Below are 16,193 nucleotides of genomic sequence, written 5' to 3'. Positions count from 1 at the left end.
ACCAAGGCTTAGGGCTGTTTTATTCCAAAGAAAATCTCCTTTTTTTATTGCTTTTTATGATTTGAATTCCTTCGATCATCAACACCAAATCACTCCAATTAATTTGCAATTTAGTACCGGTTGAACCAGCAAAAGTCCCTTGCTCTAAGCGCTTGTGATAAAGAACAAAACCACCAGATTCCCAGTGCAAAAGTTTCATCTGATTATTATTGCGATTGATAAAAATGAATACTTCTCCACTGTGTGCTACGCGTCCTAATTCATTGGTAACAAGACCACACAAACCATTAAAGCTTTTGCGCATATCGCAAACTTTGGGGTAGAGCAAAAAGGTATGTGAACTACTAAGGCTAAACACTAATATAGGTTTACTAAAGCCGAAAGTTCACTTAAATTATCCGTATCCACTCGCAGCACAACTCCATTAGGGTAAACGATTTCGTATTTGTTTTCTAAAGCTAAAACTGGTTTTTTCAGTGCAATAAAACCTCCGCTTTGTGCTTCTTCATTTTTGCTTTTTCGTATCCAATAGCTGAAGGTTCCTAATTTAATACCTGCTTGATCGCAATACCCTTGTTGTGAAAGTCCACTTTGTTTCCAAGATTCTACTTGGGATAACATAAATTCATTTTTGTCCATGTCTAAATTGTTTAGAACAAAACTAATACCTTAGGTTAATCTAAAAAATATGTGGTTCGTCGGGCGGATACAGCAATTAAGCAAAACCAGACATCAACTTGATTTGAGATTGTTCCTGCCAATATCAACCTCCCACTGGTATCAGTGTGCCATAAACCCTAGTATTGGACTGCGCAGAGTACCTAATTAAATTAAAACCAAAAAACGTAGCGTTTACAACGGGAAAATTTAGGTTAAAGCAACTTATAATGAGTTGCATTTTTTGTTTTCCTGTCACTCATAGCATTATAAAATCCCCAGAAAGTTGAGCATCAGAAATAAATACACAAAGTCGGCTCGATCTTCCAACAGGAATAATAAGCTCTGCATTTATCGAGAGAATCCAAGAACATAAAAAAGACGAAAAAAAATGCACCTGCCCATATTGTGGGATTGAAATAAACAAAGATGAATTTAGGACGAACAAGGATTGTAAGCCCGCTATCCGAAGTCTCCCGACTTCGGATACATAACAATTGAAACACCTAATATTATCGTTTGCACAACTCGTTTACCCTGATACCTGGTACTTAACTGCATCGAGTACCAATTTAAATTATAACCGAAAAAAACGTAGCATTTGCAACGCAAATCTTTAGAATCTACTTGTAATGATTAAAAAAAACTAGCAGAACCGCACTCTTCAGAATTATTAGATATTCATTTATCACCAACAAACCGCGTTGCAAACACTACTCGCTACTTTCAAAATAAAAGCAAGCACTGATAACTGGATAACATGCTGTTAACTCACAAAATCAGCTACTCTAAGATAGAAATAAAAATCTTCGACATTAGTAGTGGGTTTGCAATTCGTGTATATAAATCAGCTCCCTCTACATTACGGAATCTACAAAAAGCATTAAACATCGATAAAAAGCATAAAAAATAAAATTTAACAAGCTTTATATTCTTTTATTTTCATAAAAAAAATCAAAAACAAGGTACTCTAATTAAAAAATGATACATTTATTGATGAAAATTTACCATCCCTATGAAAGAAGAAAATAATAAAAATACAGAATTCTCTATAAGAAGAGTAAAAATGGTATATTCTTTATCCTTAATTACCGCTTCACTAGCAATTATATGGTGTCTATTATTAAATTTTTTAAAAATGGACATCTTAAGCTACAATACGGGAACTTCCGCTATACTATTCATTGTGGCTGCTATTATAGCTAAAAAAGGCAACTTTACACTGGCAAGAATACTCTATCTTATCACATTAAATTTAAGTGTAGCAGCAGCAGCCTCTTTTATAGGGAAAACTGGAAGTGTTGAATTTATATTAATGTACCCATTAGGACTTCCTTTCACAATATTTTCCTTTAGAAGAGAGAAGAACTATATTATCTTTTTTTCAGCACTTTCAGCAATATTCTGGACACTACTACATATAACTAATTTCAATCTATTTTCCGAAACAAAAATGGATACTACTATTGCATCAACAATTGTGTACCCAATCTCAATTATTAGTACGGTTTTTTTGATCACCTACCAACTAATACAATTTTCAAAAAACAATGAACGCTATTATTCCGAAATTCATGATAAACGAGAAGAAGCCATTGAATCATCTAATTCAAAGTCTAAATTTTTGAGTACAATGAGTCATGAGATTCGTACGCCACTTAATGCAGTTATTGGCCTTTCATATATTTTGGGAGATACTAATCCAAGAGAAGACCAATTAGAAAACATTGAAGCTTTAAATTATTCAGGGAAGATATTACTGAATCTTTTAAACAATGTCCTAGATTACAGCAAAATGGAATCTAACGTCGTTGAATTAGACCCAATACCTACTGACATAGGGGCATCCATAAAGCAGATAAAAAAAATTCATGAAGCAAATTGCTTCCGAAAAGGTATTTCTATGAATTTAGAAATTGATGACACTTTACCTATTGTTTGGATGGATATAATTCGGTACAATCAAGTGATTAACAACCTCGTCACAAATGCAATAAAGTTCACCGATAAAGGAACCGTAACTTTAATAACAACATGTAAACAACTCACAAAACACAGCCTAATATTGCATACTGAAGTAATCGATACTGGAATAGGTATTCCAGAAGATAAGCATGATGAAATTTGGGAGGCATTTACACAAGCCTCTACAGACACTAATAGGATTTATGGAGGAACCGGTCTAGGCCTGCCTATTGTCAAGAGTATTATTGAGGCAATGAATTCTGAAATTAAAATTGAAAGTAAATTAGGCTCAGGAAGTCGATTTTATTTTGATTTAGAATTAAAACTAACATTGGACCAAGAATTAATACATCCTACTCAAAAGAAAAAATATAATTTCAATGGAGAAAGAGTATTACTAGTTGAAGACAATAAAATAAATGTCATGGTGGCAAAACAAATACTCGAAAAAGAACAACTTATAGTAGATGTCGCATATGATGGTCAAATTGCCGTAGACATGTTCAAAAAGAAAAAATACGATGTTGTACTTATGGATATCCAAATGCCAGTAATGGATGGATATACAGCTTCGATGGAGATTCGGAAATTCAACACTTTAATCCCTATTTTAGCTTTATCAGCATCCGTATTTATGGAAGTGAAGAATAAAATATTTTCTAGCGGAATGAATGGTTTTATTTACAAACCTTTTGAACCTGAAGATTTATTAAATCAAATTGAAGAAATTACAAAAAACATGGGTTCCTAAAACATGGAATTTGATTTAAATTCACTTAAAAGTAAGCAGTCAATGCAGTCATACGCGAGGAATAAAGCGAATCCGTTTTGTATCCTCACACAAGACGAACATTTCAAATATAATCAAAAATTAACTACAAAATGAGCATCAACAAATCTGAAATTATAAATAATATTTCCTATACCGACCTTGTTTATGGGAGAATAAACAAGAAACTAAAAACAAATCTATCTATTGCTGAAATAGAAAAAACACTTTTGGATATTATTACCGAAACAGAAGAGCGGTTTTTTAATAAAATCGGAAAAAACTTTTATGTTACCAACGTTGAAAAGAACATCAAAATCACGGTTAACTCTCATACTTTTAGAATTATTACAGTGGATCAACTAGAGAAAAAACATTAAAATTGGTTTACCTACTACCCTCTTTATTTACACTAATATCAAAACATTAAATCCAAAAAAAAACTTCAACATTTACCACAAGCCTGCGTGAGTGATTACTTCGCCTAATTTATATTATAAATAGGTGTTCAGTGAACCATTTTGTAGTGTAAAGCCCGCAAACAAGTGAAGCGACAGCGGAACTTGTTGAGAACTTGCAACGTCCCGAAGCGTCGGGAGCACGACAGCAAAACAAAAAAGAGCCTCTGACCACAAACAGAATGGCTCATTTTTGGTTTGGTGGCACGCCCAAATGATTCTTTTAAAATTTAAGGTTCTATTTGGTATTTGTGTGAAAGAATAAATTTTAAATTAGAAGAGTTATTGTAAGCAGTACTAGTTTTCCTCAAGTCGAGCGAAGTCGAGACCCATTATCCCATCTCGACTTCGCTTCCTATGATATTTTAGCTTAAATACTTGACTTACAAATACTTAAAAAAACACACCCCTAGCCCCTCTCAAGAGGGGAATTAGAAGTGCTAACATTCAAATAACGTCATTTTATATTGCTTTTTTTTAGAATAAAAATTACTCCTCGAACTGACAAATCATTGAAGTATTTATATTAGTTTATGAATTTCACAATATTTCCAGAAGAACCAAATTTAATAATGAAGCTCGAAAATGACTGTTTTTAAAAAGCTTTGTTTATTTTTACGTCCAAATTATTTTTATTATGTCTGCTCAAAAACGTCTTTTTTTACTCGATGCCTACGCTTTAATCTTTAGAGGCTATTATGCTTTTATAAAAAATCCGAGAATCAACTCTAAGGGAATGGATACGTCTGCCATTATGGGGTTTATGAACTCGTTGATGGATGTAATTAAGCGTGAGAAACCCGACCATTTGGCGGTGGCGTTTGACAAAGGTGGAAGTGCTTTGCGTAACGAAATTTTCCCAGAATACAAGGCGAATCGTGACGCGACACCCGAGGCGATTAAGATTGCAGTTCCTTATATTCAGGCATTACTAAATGCGATGCACATTCCGATTATTGAAGTTGCGGGTTTTGAAGCCGATGATTTGATTGGTACCATTGCCAAACAAGCAGAAAAGGAAAATTACAAAGTATATATGGTGACTCCGGATAAGGATTTTGCCCAATTGGTGTCTGAAAACATCTTTATGTACAAGCCTGCCCGTATGGGGAATGGCATTGAGATATGGGGAATTCCTGAGGTTTTGGCCAAATTTGAAATCGAAAGACCCGAACAAGTGATTGATTTTCTTGGAATGATGGGTGACGCTGCCGATAATATTCCGGGATTGCCTGGTGTAGGCGAGAAAACGGCGAAGAAATTCTTGGCGGCTTATGGCTCGATGGAAAACCTTTTGGAGAATACCCACGAACTGAAAGGTGCTATAAAACTTAAAATTGAAGCAAATAAAGAACTCGGACTTTTATCGAAAAGACTAGCTACAATTTTACTAGATTGCCCAGTGACTTTTGACGAAAAAGACTATGAGCTATCGACTCCTGATGTGGCGAAAACGGATGAACTTTTTAACGAATTGGAGTTTAGAAGAATGGCGGAGCAGTTTGACGCTATTTTTAGAAATCAAGCTTCGGCTGAACCAACTGAAGGTGCGCCAGCTGACGACTCAAAACTATACAAAAAACCACAACCGAAAAACGACGACCAATTTGACTTGTTTTCGGCTACTACTTCGGGACAAGATTCAGAAGTCGCGCATCAATCATTTTACAGTACACTTGAAAACACGCCTCACTCCTACCAGATTGTACAAGGTGATTTGGGAATAAAATTGTTGTTGCAAAATTTACAAAAGCAGACTTCTGTTTGTTTTGATACCGAAACTACTGGATTAGATGCTTTGCATGCGGAGTTGGTCGGAATTTCGTTCGCCTGGGAGAAAGGAAAAGGTTTTTATGTACCGTTTCCAGAAAACCAGGAGGAAGCAAAGGTTTTGTCAGCCAAATTTATTCCGTTTTTTGAGAATGCAGCAATCGAAAAAATTGGTCAGAACATTAAATATGATTTAAAGATTCTAGCGAACTACCATATTAAAGTAGCCGGAAAATTGTTTGATACCATGATTGCGCATTATTTGATTAATCCTGATATGCGTCATAATATGGATATTTTGGCAGAAACTTATTTGAAATATTCTCCAAAATCAATTGAAGCCTTGATTGGAAAAAAAGGAAAAAACCAAAAATCGATGCGCGATATCGCAATAGAGGAAGTTAAAGAATATGCCGCCGAAGATGCCGATGTAACTTTTCAATTAAAAGAACTTTTTGCGGTTGAACTGGAAAAAACAGGCACACAAAAATTATTTGACGAAATCGAAATTCCACTTGTTCCTGTGCTTGCCGCTATGGAAACAGAAGGAATCAACCTAGATGTTCCCTTTTTAAAAGCCATGTCAACCGAAATGGCTGTAGAAAGTAATGCTTTGGAACAAAAAATATATGAAACTGCTGGAGAGACATTTAACTTGGCTTCGCCAAAACAATTGGGTGACATATTATTTGACAAATTAAAAATTGGTGGCCCCAAACAAAAGAAAACAAAAACAGGTCAATATGCTACTGGCGAAGAGGTTTTGAGTTATCTAGTCAACGACCACGAAATTGTACGTGACATTCTAGAATGGCGCCAAATGGTAAAATTGCAAAGTACCTATATTGATGCTTTGCCTAATCAAGTAGATGCTAAGACTGGACGCGTACATACCGATTACATGCAAACAGTAGCAGCTACGGGACGTTTGAGTTCTAACAACCCGAACTTACAAAATATTCCGGTTCGTACTGAAAGAGGACGCTTGATTCGTAAAGCATTTGTGCCTCGTGACGAAAACTACACTTTGATTTCTGCCGATTACTCGCAAATTGAATTGCGTGTAATTGCAGCATTGAGTGGCGAAGAGAACATGATTGCAGCTTTTAAAAATAACGAAGACATACACAAATCAACTGCTGCCAAAGTATTTAATATTCCGCTTGAAGAAGTAACCAAGGAACAACGTAGCCACGCCAAAACGGTCAACTTTGGAATTATATACGGGGTTTCGGCCTTTGGACTTTCGAACCAAACGAATCTTTCCCGCTCGGAAAGTGCCGATTTAATTGAAGCGTATTACAAATCATATCCTCAATTAAAATCATACATCAGCGAACAAGTTGATTTTGCGAGAGACAATGGTTATGTACAAACGGTTTTAGGTCGTCGTCGCTATTTGAAAGACATTAACTCTCAAAACGCAATTGTGCGTGGTGGCGCAGAACGTAATGCAGTCAACGCTCCTATTCAAGGTTCGGCGGCAGATATTATCAAAATTGCGATGATTAATATTCACAATAAACTGATTGCCGACAACTGGAAATCAAAAATGCTACTTCAAGTACATGATGAGCTTGTCTTTGATGTACACAACAGCGAACTAGAAAAAATTCAACCGATGATTAAACACGAAATGGAAACGGCTTTTAAGCTTGATGTTCCTTTGGTAGTTGATTTAGGAATGGGGAAAAATTGGCTGGAAGCGCACTAAATCCCTTTAGCCTCCGAAGATCATAATCATTATAATTAATTAACGATTGTAGATTAACGAATTTGGATTTTTGATCTCACCGACAAGAAAATTCATTTATTATTGACGATTTCAAACAACCTATAAAAACCATTCTTGTTTTCTGCTCGAATGGTTTTCCTTTTTAAGCACAAGAAGACTCCTTTTATATTCCCTTTACAAAAAAAAAGACTTACTGATTTACAACAATTTCACAACACCCTTTCAAAACGCCTTCCTTTAACAAAGAATATAACATTAAATTAAGATTTTTATTGAGGCCAAAAATGGATGTAAATGATATTTTTGTAAAAAAACTTTTAAAACCTATTACTAATTTTGAGAAAATTAAAAAAAAACCTTAGCCTAAGCCTTTTAATTGCAGTCACTTCCTTTTCGTGGGCACAAACCAACACAAAAGTAGACCAAACGAATGTCTGGATGAGCTACAACGGAAACCATAAACTGACCGAAAAATGGGGACTCCACACAGAATACCAAATGCGTAGAAATCAAGGATTTAAAAACCCAATGCAAAGCATGTTCCGATTTGGGCTTGACTATAATGTCAGCAAGGATGTGATGGTGACTGCTGGTTGGGCACATATAGAAACGGCAGCTTATGGAGAATTTGCAGAAGCAATACCCTCAAGATTCAATGATCATAAATTTAACGAACATCGTATTTGGGAACAATTAGTTATCAATCACAACAACAGTGGTCGCTTCTCTTTTGATAGCCGTTTTAGACTAGAACAAAGATGGACACAGTCGTTTAAAAATTTTGGAACTAGTTTATCCTCTGATTATTTGAGATACGATGACCCAGAAGAAGGCTACTGGAAACTAAGACATAGAGCAAGATACCGTTTTAGAGTACAAGTTCCTTTAACAAGTGCTCAAATGGAAGACAACACCTTATTTCTAGCTGTTGCTGACGAAATTTTCGTCAATATTGGCGAACGCGTAGCCGCAAACGTCTTTGACCAAAACCGATTATCAGCAGCTTTGGGATGGCGTTTTACCAAAGATTCCAATATTCAAGTTGGCTATCTAAATCAATTCTCCGAAAAAGGAGACGGAATTAGCCGAGAAAATAACCACACCATAACAGTCGGTTATACACATAATTTAGATTTTACAAAAATCTAAATCAAGAAACCAATATCTTAATAGAGCATAAAAAAAACCATTCTTAAAAATAAGAATGGTTTTTTTTATGTCAGAAACTAAATTATTGACTTCAATTAATTCCAATTCGTGTTTAAATTTCATCAACCCGAATACTTTATTTTTTCTTCTTTTTAGAACGAGAAGATTCTCTTTCTTTCAGTTTAGTCTTGATGATAATAGTTTCGTAGGGTGGCTCGATTTCATCTTCATTTTCTAATCGGTCAATTAATAGTTTCGCAGCTACTTCGCCAATTTCAACTCCATGTTGACTTACGGTGCTCAAACTCGGAGACAATCTTCTAGAAGCTAGAATTCCATCAGCAAAACCCACAATAGACAAATCCTCCGGGATATTATAACCATTTTTGATTGCGACTCTCAAAGCCGCAACCGAATCGTTTTCATCCAGAGCAAAAACAGCATCAATCGTATTGTTATTAAAAATCCCTTCTATTTTAGACTTCATATCCTCTTCACAATCCGTTCTAAGGATAATATTTTCATTTATAGGAATTCCATTATCAATCAAAGCCTTCAAATAACCTTCACTTCTTAATTTTCCAACACTTAAATTTTCAATAGATGAAATCAAAGCAATATTTTTACATCCCTGTTTAATCAATCGTTGCGTAACATTACGTCCTGAATCAAAATCGTCTACAATCACTTTGTCGCACTCTATTTCATCTGCAATTCGATCAAACATTACTATTGGAGTACCCTCATTAATGATATTTGAAAAATGGGAGTAATCCTGTAATTTTTGAGCCTCCTCAGAAACCGACAAAATAAATCCATCAATTGTTCCATTACTCAACATCTCCAAAGTGTTCACTTCCTTTACAATCGACTCATTCGAAATACACGTAATCACATTATACCCTTGCTTATCGGCCACTTTCTCGATACCACTAAAAACCTTGGCGTAAAAAGAATTCAATATATTAGGTATAATCACCCCAATGGTTTTAGTTTTCCTATTCTTAAGGTTCAGCCCAATAACATTGGGTTTATAATTTTTAAGTTTTGCATACTCCTTAATTTTAACTTTAGTCAATTCACTTATCTCTGGACTATTATTAAGAGCCTTAGAAACGGTTGAAACAGATACATTAAGTTCTTTTGCAATTTGCTTAAGAGTTGCTTTTACTTTCATAACGGTGATATTTTTATATTCTTAAAAACTGAAACTCGATTAACAAATAAAAGTTTATTTTTTTTGGGCGTGCCCCGTAAAAAAAACGGGTCGGGCTATTCGCTACAATCTTTTTTGGGCAAAAGAGCCCAAAAAAGGATTTCCGCTACTATCCCTCACGCAAAATCCAGTCCTCATGACAGAATTACAAAACAACAAAACCTTATACATTAATATAGGAGTGCAATTTCTAACATTACTACATTTTTCCTATTAAGACTCTACTTAAAGTAAAACGTTTAAGACAAGACGAAAAATCAGATTCCAAAGCGCAAGATAATGAATTAAACAACACCATAAAAAAAGACAAAAACACTTCATAATAAATTTAACTGTTACAACAAATGACCTCTTAAAAGCCAAAAACCATAGTAACTATAAATGAAACAAAATAGACAATTGATAATCAGACAAAACCGTAAATAAAATAATCATTTATGGTATTTGTATTTAAAATAATTAATTGTACTTTTGCAACCCCTTTATAGGGGATGGAATGTTTAATTAAAATTTATTATTGTGAACGCATTAAGCTACAAGACAATTTCTACAACAAAAGCAAACTCTGTAAAAGAGTGGATCGTTGTAGATGCAGATGGTCATAACTTAGGTCGTCTTGCTTCAAAAGTCGCTATGATTTTGAGAGGTAAGTACAAGCCAAGTTACTCACCACACGTTGACTGTGGAGATAACGTAATCGTTATCAACTCAGAAAAAATCAACCTTACAGGTAAAAAAATGGATGACAAAATTTACATGCGTCATACAGGTTACCCAGGAGGACAAAGAACTTTAACTGCTAAAGTATTGCAAGCAAAAAACCCTGCAACCTTAGTAGAAAAAGCAATAAAAGGAATGTTACCTAAGAACAAATTAGGAGCTGAACTTTTTAGAAATCTAAATGTAGTTGTTGGAACTGAGCACAAACAAGGAGCTCAAAAACCAAGAACTGTTAACCTAAACGATCTTAAGTAATGGGAGTTATTCACAAAATCGGTAGAAGAAAAACCGCTGTTGCACGTGTTTATGTTTCGGAAGGAACAGGAGTAATCACTGTAAACAAAAAAGAATTCGCAACTTACTTCCCAACAGCTACTTTACAGTACAAAGTTTTGCAACCATTATCTATGACAGAAAATGCAGCTAACTTTGACGTAAAAGTAAATGTTTACGGAGGTGGTTCAACTGGTCAAGCAGAAGCTGTAAGAATGGCATTAGCACGTGTTATGTGTGAAGTTAATGCTGAAAACAGAGGCATATTGAAACCAGAAGGTTTATTAACAAGAGATCCAAGAATGGTTGAACGTAAGAAATTCGGTCAGAAGAAAGCTCGTAAGAAATTCCAGTTCTCTAAACGTTAATATTACCCGTCTTGTTCAATTATGCGCAAGACTTCGTTTATTATTTGAATTAAAAAACAATGTTGTTGTTGCCTACTGAGGTAGGAATTAGTTTAGCATCTAAATGTATTTAGCCGAGAAATCGCCATTTATACATTGCTAATCAACAGAACGTAAACTAAACAAAAAATGTCAAACAAAGTAGAAGTAAAAGACTTACTAGAAGCAGGTGTTCATTTTGGACACATGACTAGAAAATGGGATCCAAATATGGCTCCTTACATTTATATGGAACGTAATGGTATTCACATTATCAATCTATATAAAACTGCAGCAAAAATCGAAGAAGCTAGTGAAGCTATGAAAAAGATTGCTGCATCAGGTAGAAAAATATTATTTGTTGCTACCAAAAAACAAGCAAAAGACATCGTTGCCGAAAAAGCAAAAGCTGCAAACATGCCTTACATCACTGAAAGATGGCCTGGTGGAATGCTAACTAACTTCGTAACTATCCGTAAAGCCGTTAAAAAAATGGCTACTATTGATAAAATGAAGAAAGATGGTACTTTCATGACCCTTTCTAAGAAAGAGCGTTTACAAGTTGATCGTCTTCGTGCTAAATTAGAGAAAAATTTAGGTTCAATCGCTGATATGTCTAGATTACCTGCTGCATTATTCGTAGTAGATATCAAAGCGGAACACATCGCAATAAAAGAAGCTCAAAAATTAAACATTCCAGTTTTTGCAATGGTTGATACAAACTCTGACCCACGTGAGGTAGATTATGTTATTCCATCTAATGATGATGCTTCTAAATCAATTGACAAAATTTTATCTTTAGTAACTGCTGCAGTTACAGAAGGACTTTCTGAAAGAGGTTCTGAAAAAGAAGGTGAAGCTGCTGACAAACCAGCTGCTGCTCCTGCTGCTAAAGCTGTTGCAACTGAAGCTGCTCCAGTAGCTGAAACTGTTGCACCTGCTGCACCAGAAGCTGATGCACCTGCAACTGAAACTAAAGAATAAATTAAATAGTATATTCCAATACTAAAATTCCAAATTCCATATAAAAAGTCAACTATAAATTGATGATTTAATAAAATTGGAATTTGGGATTTTAGGATTGGAATTTCTTTTTTTTACATAAAAAATAATCTTAAAATATACAAAGAAATGGCAACAATAACTGCTGCAGACGTAAATAAATTAAGAACAGCTACTGGCGCAGGAATGATGGACTGCAAAAAAGCATTAGTTGAAGCGGACGGAGATTTTGATTTAGCGATCGAAAACCTACGTAAAAAAGGACAAAAAGTAGCGGCTAACCGTTCTGATAGAGAATCTACAGAAGGAGCTGCAATTGCTATTGTTAACGCTGATAAAACTGCTGGGGTTGTAATCACATTAAACTGTGAGACTGACTTCGTAGGGATGAACGAAAGTTTTGTAACTATGGCGACTGAATTGGCTAATCTAGCATTGAACTTTGACACTCTAGAAGCTTTCTTAGCGGCTGAGTACAAAGGAATCACTGTTGCTGAAAAGTTAATTGAACAAACAGGTGTTATCGGAGAAAAATTAGAAATCAGAACTTTTGAGAAATTAGAAGGTGCTTTCGTTGGATCTTATATCCACTCTGGAAACAAAATCGCTACTTTGGTAGCTTTATCTGCTGCTCCTGCTGGTGCTGACGAAGTTTCTAGAAATGTTGCTATGCAAGCTGCTGCAATGTCTCCTATCGCTTTGAACGAAGCTGGTGTTGACGCTGCAACTATCGAAAAAGAAATCGAAATCGCTAAAGACTTACTACGTCAAGAAGGTAAACCAGAAGCTATGTTAGACAATATTGCTAAAGGTAAATTGGCTCGTTTCTTTAAAGACAATACTTTAGTTAACCAAGATTACATCAAAGACAACAAATTAAGCGTTGCTGCTTATGTTAAATCTTTAGACAAAGATCTTATCGTTACTGGATTCAAAAGAGCTGCTTTAGGTTAATCTAAAACAACTTTTTATAAAACATGAAATCCCATTCGGTTTATCCGAATGGGATTTTTTCATTTAACAGAACTACATACGTTAAACTCCAAAGCCTTATAAACTACAGGCATTTTCTTTTTTATTATATTTGATTTCCTAAAACTACAATTCAATGGAAGACAAAATAAGATGCGCTTGGTGTTTATCCTCTGACCTATATAAAGAATATCACGACAACGAATGGGGGAAACCCGTTTACGATGACGCCACTTTATTCGAATTCCTCATCCTCGAAACCTTTCAAGCAGGACTCAGTTGGATTACCATACTCAACAAAAGAGAAAATTTCCGTAAAGCTTTTGACAATTTCGATTATACAAAAATTGCCCACTACAATGATGATAAAATATTAGATTTATTACAAGACGCTGGAATCATTCGCAATAAACTAAAAATCTATTCAGCTGTCACCAATGCACAAGCTTTTATCAAAATCCAAGAAGAATTCGGAAGTTTCTCAAAATATATTTGGAATTTTGCAGACGGAAAACCCATTATAAACAATCCACCATCTCTAAAAGAAGTTCCTGCCACTACTCTACTTTCTGATACAATCAGTAAAGATTTAAAAAAACGAGGCTTCAAATTCGTAGGTTCTACTGTCATTTATGCCCACATGCAAGCAACTGGAATGGTCAATGATCACTTGGCTAGTTGCTGGACAAGAAATTAGTATTTAGTGTACAGTATAAAGTCGCAGTTGTAAATAACTTCTAATTTATAACCTATACTTCATAATTTTTTATACATTTGCAGCTCACTTTAGGGGTGTCTACAACATTGTAGGCTGAGAATTACCCTCTGAACCTGATCTAGTTCATACTAGCGTAGGGAAAAGTACGATGACTTCCGTGGTCCCGATTTCGGGCACTTTGTAGCCATTCCTAAAGTATAACTTATACTAAATTCAAGAGGAATGGAACTAAAAATCAACAACCAGATTAAGCAATTTACCGCAGATGCACTGAGTATTCAAGCACTGCTCGACCTTGAAATTCCCCAAAAACAAAATGGCATTGCTGTCGCCATAAACAGCAACGTAATCCCAAAATCCAATTGGGACCACCATCACCTATCCGAAACTGACGATATTCTTATAATCTCAGCCACTCAAGGCGGCTAATTTAATGTGCAGTCGCAGTACTCAGTATCCAACCCATAACTTACAATTCATAACTAATAACTAATATTAATGAACAACGAACAAGAAATCTCCAGACAACCCTTTCCTAATTCGACCAAAGTATATATCGACGGTGATATCCACCCTATAAAAGTCGCTATGCGCGAAATCAGGCTTTCCGACACTAAAATGTCTAATGGTCGAATTGAAAAAAATCCTTCCATTACCGTTTACGATACTTCAGGTCCATTTACAGATCCAAATATCGAAATCGACATCCGAAAAGGATTGCCTAGAATCCGTGAACAATGGATTTTAGACCGCAATGACGTAGAAATACTGACAGAAATTTCATCTGATTACGGAAAAGAACGCCTACATAATGAAAAATTAGATGAACTTCGTTTTGAATATTTACACAAACCCATGCGTGCCAAAAAAGGGGCTAATGTAACCCAACTATATTACGCAAAACAAGGTATTATCACTCCCGAAATGGAATACATTGCCATTCGAGAAAACCAACGTATCGAACTATTAGAAGAACAAACCAAAGCCATGCAATACCAGCATGCAGGACATAGTTTTGGAGCCAATACGCCAAAAACCAAAATAACTCCTGAATTTGTACGTAGCGAAATCGCTCGTGGTAGAGCTATTATCCCCAACAACATCAACCACCCAGAAAGTGAACCGATGATTGTAGGCCGTAATTTTTTGGTGAAAATTAATGCTAATATCGGTAACAGCGCGGTTACTTCATCGATTGAAGAAGAAGTAGAAAAAGCAGTTTGGGCTTGCCGTTGGGGAGCAGACACCATCATGGATTTATCCACAGGAAAAAACATTCACGAAACTAGAGAATGGATTATCCGTAACTCACCAGTACCAATTGGAACGGTGCCAATTTACCAAGCATTAGAAAAAGTAAACGGAGTAGCCGAAGATTTAACTTGGGAAGTTTTCCGTGATACGTTGATCGAACAAGCGGAACAAGGAGTTTCGTATTTCACCATTCATGCCGGAGTATTATTACGCTACATACACTTAACCGCTAATCGTGTAACCGGAATTGTTTCTCGTGGTGGTTCAATCATGGCAAAATGGTGTTTGTTTCACCACAAAGAAAACTTCTTGTTCACGCACTTTGAAGAAATTTGCGAAATCATGAAACAATACGATGTGGCTTTCTCTCTTGGAGATGGTTTACGCCCAGGTTCCATTGCTGATGCCAATGATGCAGCACAATTTGCAGAATTGGAAACATTGGGGCAATTGACAAAAATTGCTTGGAAACATGACGTACAAGTTTTCATCGAAGGACCAGGTCACGTACCGATGCACATGATTAAAGAAAACATGGACAAGCAATTGGAACATTGTGACGAAGCGCCATTTTACACACTTGGACCATTAACTACTGACATTGCACCTGGTTACGACCACATTACTTCTGCCATTGGAGCGGCCATGATTGGTTGGTACGGTTGCGCGATGTTGTGCTACGTAACTCCAAAAGAACATCTTGGTTTACCCAACAAAAAAGATGTAAAAGACGGAGTAATCACCTATAAGATTTCAGCACACGCTGCGGATTTAGCCAAAGGACATCCTGGATCACAATACCGTGACAATGCGTTGAGTAAAGCACGTTTTGAATTCCGTTGGGAAGATCAATTTAATTTATCATTAGATCCTGATACTGCAAGAGAATTCCACGATGAAACTTTACCAGCTGACGGTGCTAAAGTCGCACACTTTTGTTCGATGTGTGGACCTAAATTCTGTTCGATGAAGATCTCACAAGAAATACGTGACGTTGCCGAAGCCGAAAAAGGAATGCAAGAGAAATCAGAAGAGTTTATCGAGCAAGGAAAGGAGATTTACAGTTAAAAAGAAAATAGAAAATAGAGAATAGAGACAAGAAGAAAGAAAAAAGACTATGAAATTTTTCACAAACAACTTCCTTCTTAC

Annotated in this window: 14 protein-coding genes and 1 riboswitch; of the genes, 11 read left to right on the top strand and 3 right to left on the bottom strand. The window is 35.7% G+C overall.

What is annotated here, in order from left to right; all coding sequences use genetic code 11:
- Window positions 1–19: 19 nt before the first annotated feature.
- Together tnpB and ABZP37_RS05980 are read right to left on the bottom strand one after the other, a co-directional pair.
- On the bottom strand, window positions 20–358 hold the full coding sequence (tnpB, locus tag ABZP37_RS05985) for an IS66 family insertion sequence element accessory protein TnpB (protein ID WP_366182941.1): 339 nt from the start codon (window positions 356–358) through the stop codon (window positions 20–22).
- Window positions 358–639: an IS66 family insertion sequence element accessory protein TnpB gene (locus ABZP37_RS05980; protein WP_366182939.1), complete on the bottom strand. Its 282-nt coding sequence runs from the start codon at window positions 637–639 to the stop codon at window positions 358–360. Before ABZP37_RS05980 ends, tnpB begins: the two co-directional genes overlap by 1 nt.
- 1,156 nt (window positions 640–1,795) lie before the next feature.
- Here ABZP37_RS05980 and ABZP37_RS05975 point away from each other — a divergent pair.
- The 4 genes from ABZP37_RS05975 (at window position 1,796) to ABZP37_RS05960 (ending at window position 8,503) form a co-directional block, all read left to right on the top strand.
- Complete coding sequence (locus ABZP37_RS05975) at window positions 1,796–3,373, top strand: response regulator (protein WP_366186466.1); 1,578 nt, start codon at window positions 1,796–1,798, stop codon at window positions 3,371–3,373.
- A 131-nt stretch (window positions 3,374–3,504) separates the two neighbouring features.
- Window positions 3,505–3,771 carry a DUF3781 domain-containing protein gene (locus ABZP37_RS05970; protein ID WP_366186465.1) on the top strand — a complete coding sequence of 89 codons (267 nt, stop codon included), beginning with the start codon at window positions 3,505–3,507 and terminating at the stop codon, window positions 3,769–3,771.
- A gap of 715 nt (window positions 3,772–4,486) precedes the next feature.
- Window positions 4,487–7,333: a DNA polymerase I gene (gene polA / locus ABZP37_RS05965; RefSeq protein ID WP_366186463.1), complete on the top strand. Its 2,847-nt coding sequence runs from the start codon at window positions 4,487–4,489 to the stop codon at window positions 7,331–7,333.
- Window positions 7,334–7,690: 357 nt separating this feature from the next.
- On the top strand, window positions 7,691–8,503 hold the full coding sequence (locus tag ABZP37_RS05960; protein WP_366186461.1) for a DUF2490 domain-containing protein: 813 nt from the start codon (window positions 7,691–7,693) through the stop codon (window positions 8,501–8,503).
- A 136-nt stretch (window positions 8,504–8,639) separates the two neighbouring features.
- Here ABZP37_RS05960 and ABZP37_RS05955 read toward each other — a convergent pair whose 3' ends face one another.
- A complete protein-coding gene (locus ABZP37_RS05955) occupies window positions 8,640–9,680 on the bottom strand; it encodes a LacI family DNA-binding transcriptional regulator (protein WP_366186459.1) in 1,041 nt (346 codons plus the stop codon).
- 558 nt (window positions 9,681–10,238) lie between these two features.
- On the opposite strand from ABZP37_RS05955, the gene rplM reads away from it, so the two are divergent.
- From rplM to thiC, 7 genes are all read left to right on the top strand, one after another.
- Window positions 10,239–10,694 (top strand): 50S ribosomal protein L13, encoded by a 456-nt coding sequence (gene rplM, locus ABZP37_RS05950; protein ID WP_239862858.1) that lies wholly within the window; start codon window positions 10,239–10,241, stop codon window positions 10,692–10,694.
- On the top strand, window positions 10,694–11,080 hold the full coding sequence (gene rpsI / locus ABZP37_RS05945) for a 30S ribosomal protein S9 (protein WP_366186457.1): 387 nt from the start codon (window positions 10,694–10,696) through the stop codon (window positions 11,078–11,080). Before rplM ends, rpsI begins: the two co-directional genes overlap by 1 nt.
- Before the next feature lie 168 nt (window positions 11,081–11,248).
- On the top strand, window positions 11,249–12,082 hold the full coding sequence (gene rpsB / locus ABZP37_RS05940; RefSeq protein ID WP_366186455.1) for a 30S ribosomal protein S2: 834 nt from the start codon (window positions 11,249–11,251) through the stop codon (window positions 12,080–12,082).
- 147 nt (window positions 12,083–12,229) lie between these two features.
- Window positions 12,230–13,054, top strand: a complete 825-nt coding sequence (gene tsf, locus ABZP37_RS05935) for a translation elongation factor Ts (protein WP_366186453.1) — start codon at window positions 12,230–12,232, stop codon at window positions 13,052–13,054.
- 154 nt (window positions 13,055–13,208) lie between these two features.
- Entirely contained in the window at window positions 13,209–13,769 is a 561-nt protein-coding gene (locus tag ABZP37_RS05930; RefSeq protein WP_366186452.1) for a DNA-3-methyladenine glycosylase I, read from the top strand.
- Window positions 13,770–13,850: 81 nt separating this feature from the next.
- Window positions 13,851–13,947, top strand: a riboswitch (TPP riboswitch).
- A 65-nt stretch (window positions 13,948–14,012) separates the two neighbouring features.
- On the top strand, window positions 14,013–14,219 hold the full coding sequence (thiS, locus tag ABZP37_RS05925; protein WP_366186450.1) for a sulfur carrier protein ThiS: 207 nt from the start codon (window positions 14,013–14,015) through the stop codon (window positions 14,217–14,219).
- A 69-nt stretch (window positions 14,220–14,288) separates the two neighbouring features.
- Window positions 14,289–16,112 carry a phosphomethylpyrimidine synthase ThiC gene (gene thiC / locus ABZP37_RS05920; RefSeq protein ID WP_366186448.1) on the top strand — a complete coding sequence of 608 codons (1,824 nt, stop codon included), beginning with the start codon at window positions 14,289–14,291 and terminating at the stop codon, window positions 16,110–16,112.
- The last annotated feature ends 81 nt before the right edge of the window (window positions 16,113–16,193 follow it).

This window comes from Flavobacterium ovatum (genome assembly GCF_040703125.1).
Lineage (GTDB): Bacteria > Bacteroidota > Bacteroidia > Flavobacteriales > Flavobacteriaceae > Flavobacterium > Flavobacterium ovatum.
Note: the sequence above shows the minus strand (reverse complement) of the source record. Positions and strands in the feature narration are given on the sequence as shown.

Coding starts and splice junctions, on each gene's coding strand:
- ABZP37_RS05980 (WP_366182939.1), bottom strand. CDS start 639: ATGGACAAAAATGAATTTATGTTATCCCAAGTAGAATCTTGGAAACAA.
- ABZP37_RS05975 (WP_366186466.1), top strand. CDS start 1,796: ATGGACATCTTAAGCTACAATACGGGAACTTCCGCTATACTATTCATT.
- ABZP37_RS05970 (WP_366186465.1), top strand. CDS start 3,505: ATGAGCATCAACAAATCTGAAATTATAAATAATATTTCCTATACCGAC.
- polA (WP_366186463.1), top strand. CDS start 4,487: ATGTCTGCTCAAAAACGTCTTTTTTTACTCGATGCCTACGCTTTAATC.
- ABZP37_RS05955 (WP_366186459.1), bottom strand. CDS start 9,680: ATGAAAGTAAAAGCAACTCTTAAGCAAATTGCAAAAGAACTTAATGTA.
- rpsI (WP_366186457.1), top strand. CDS start 10,694: ATGGGAGTTATTCACAAAATCGGTAGAAGAAAAACCGCTGTTGCACGT.
- rpsB (WP_366186455.1), top strand. CDS start 11,249: ATGTCAAACAAAGTAGAAGTAAAAGACTTACTAGAAGCAGGTGTTCAT.
- tsf (WP_366186453.1), top strand. CDS start 12,230: ATGGCAACAATAACTGCTGCAGACGTAAATAAATTAAGAACAGCTACT.
- ABZP37_RS05930 (WP_366186452.1), top strand. CDS start 13,209: ATGGAAGACAAAATAAGATGCGCTTGGTGTTTATCCTCTGACCTATAT.
- thiS (WP_366186450.1), top strand. CDS start 14,013: ATGGAACTAAAAATCAACAACCAGATTAAGCAATTTACCGCAGATGCA.
- thiC (WP_366186448.1), top strand. CDS start 14,289: ATGAACAACGAACAAGAAATCTCCAGACAACCCTTTCCTAATTCGACC.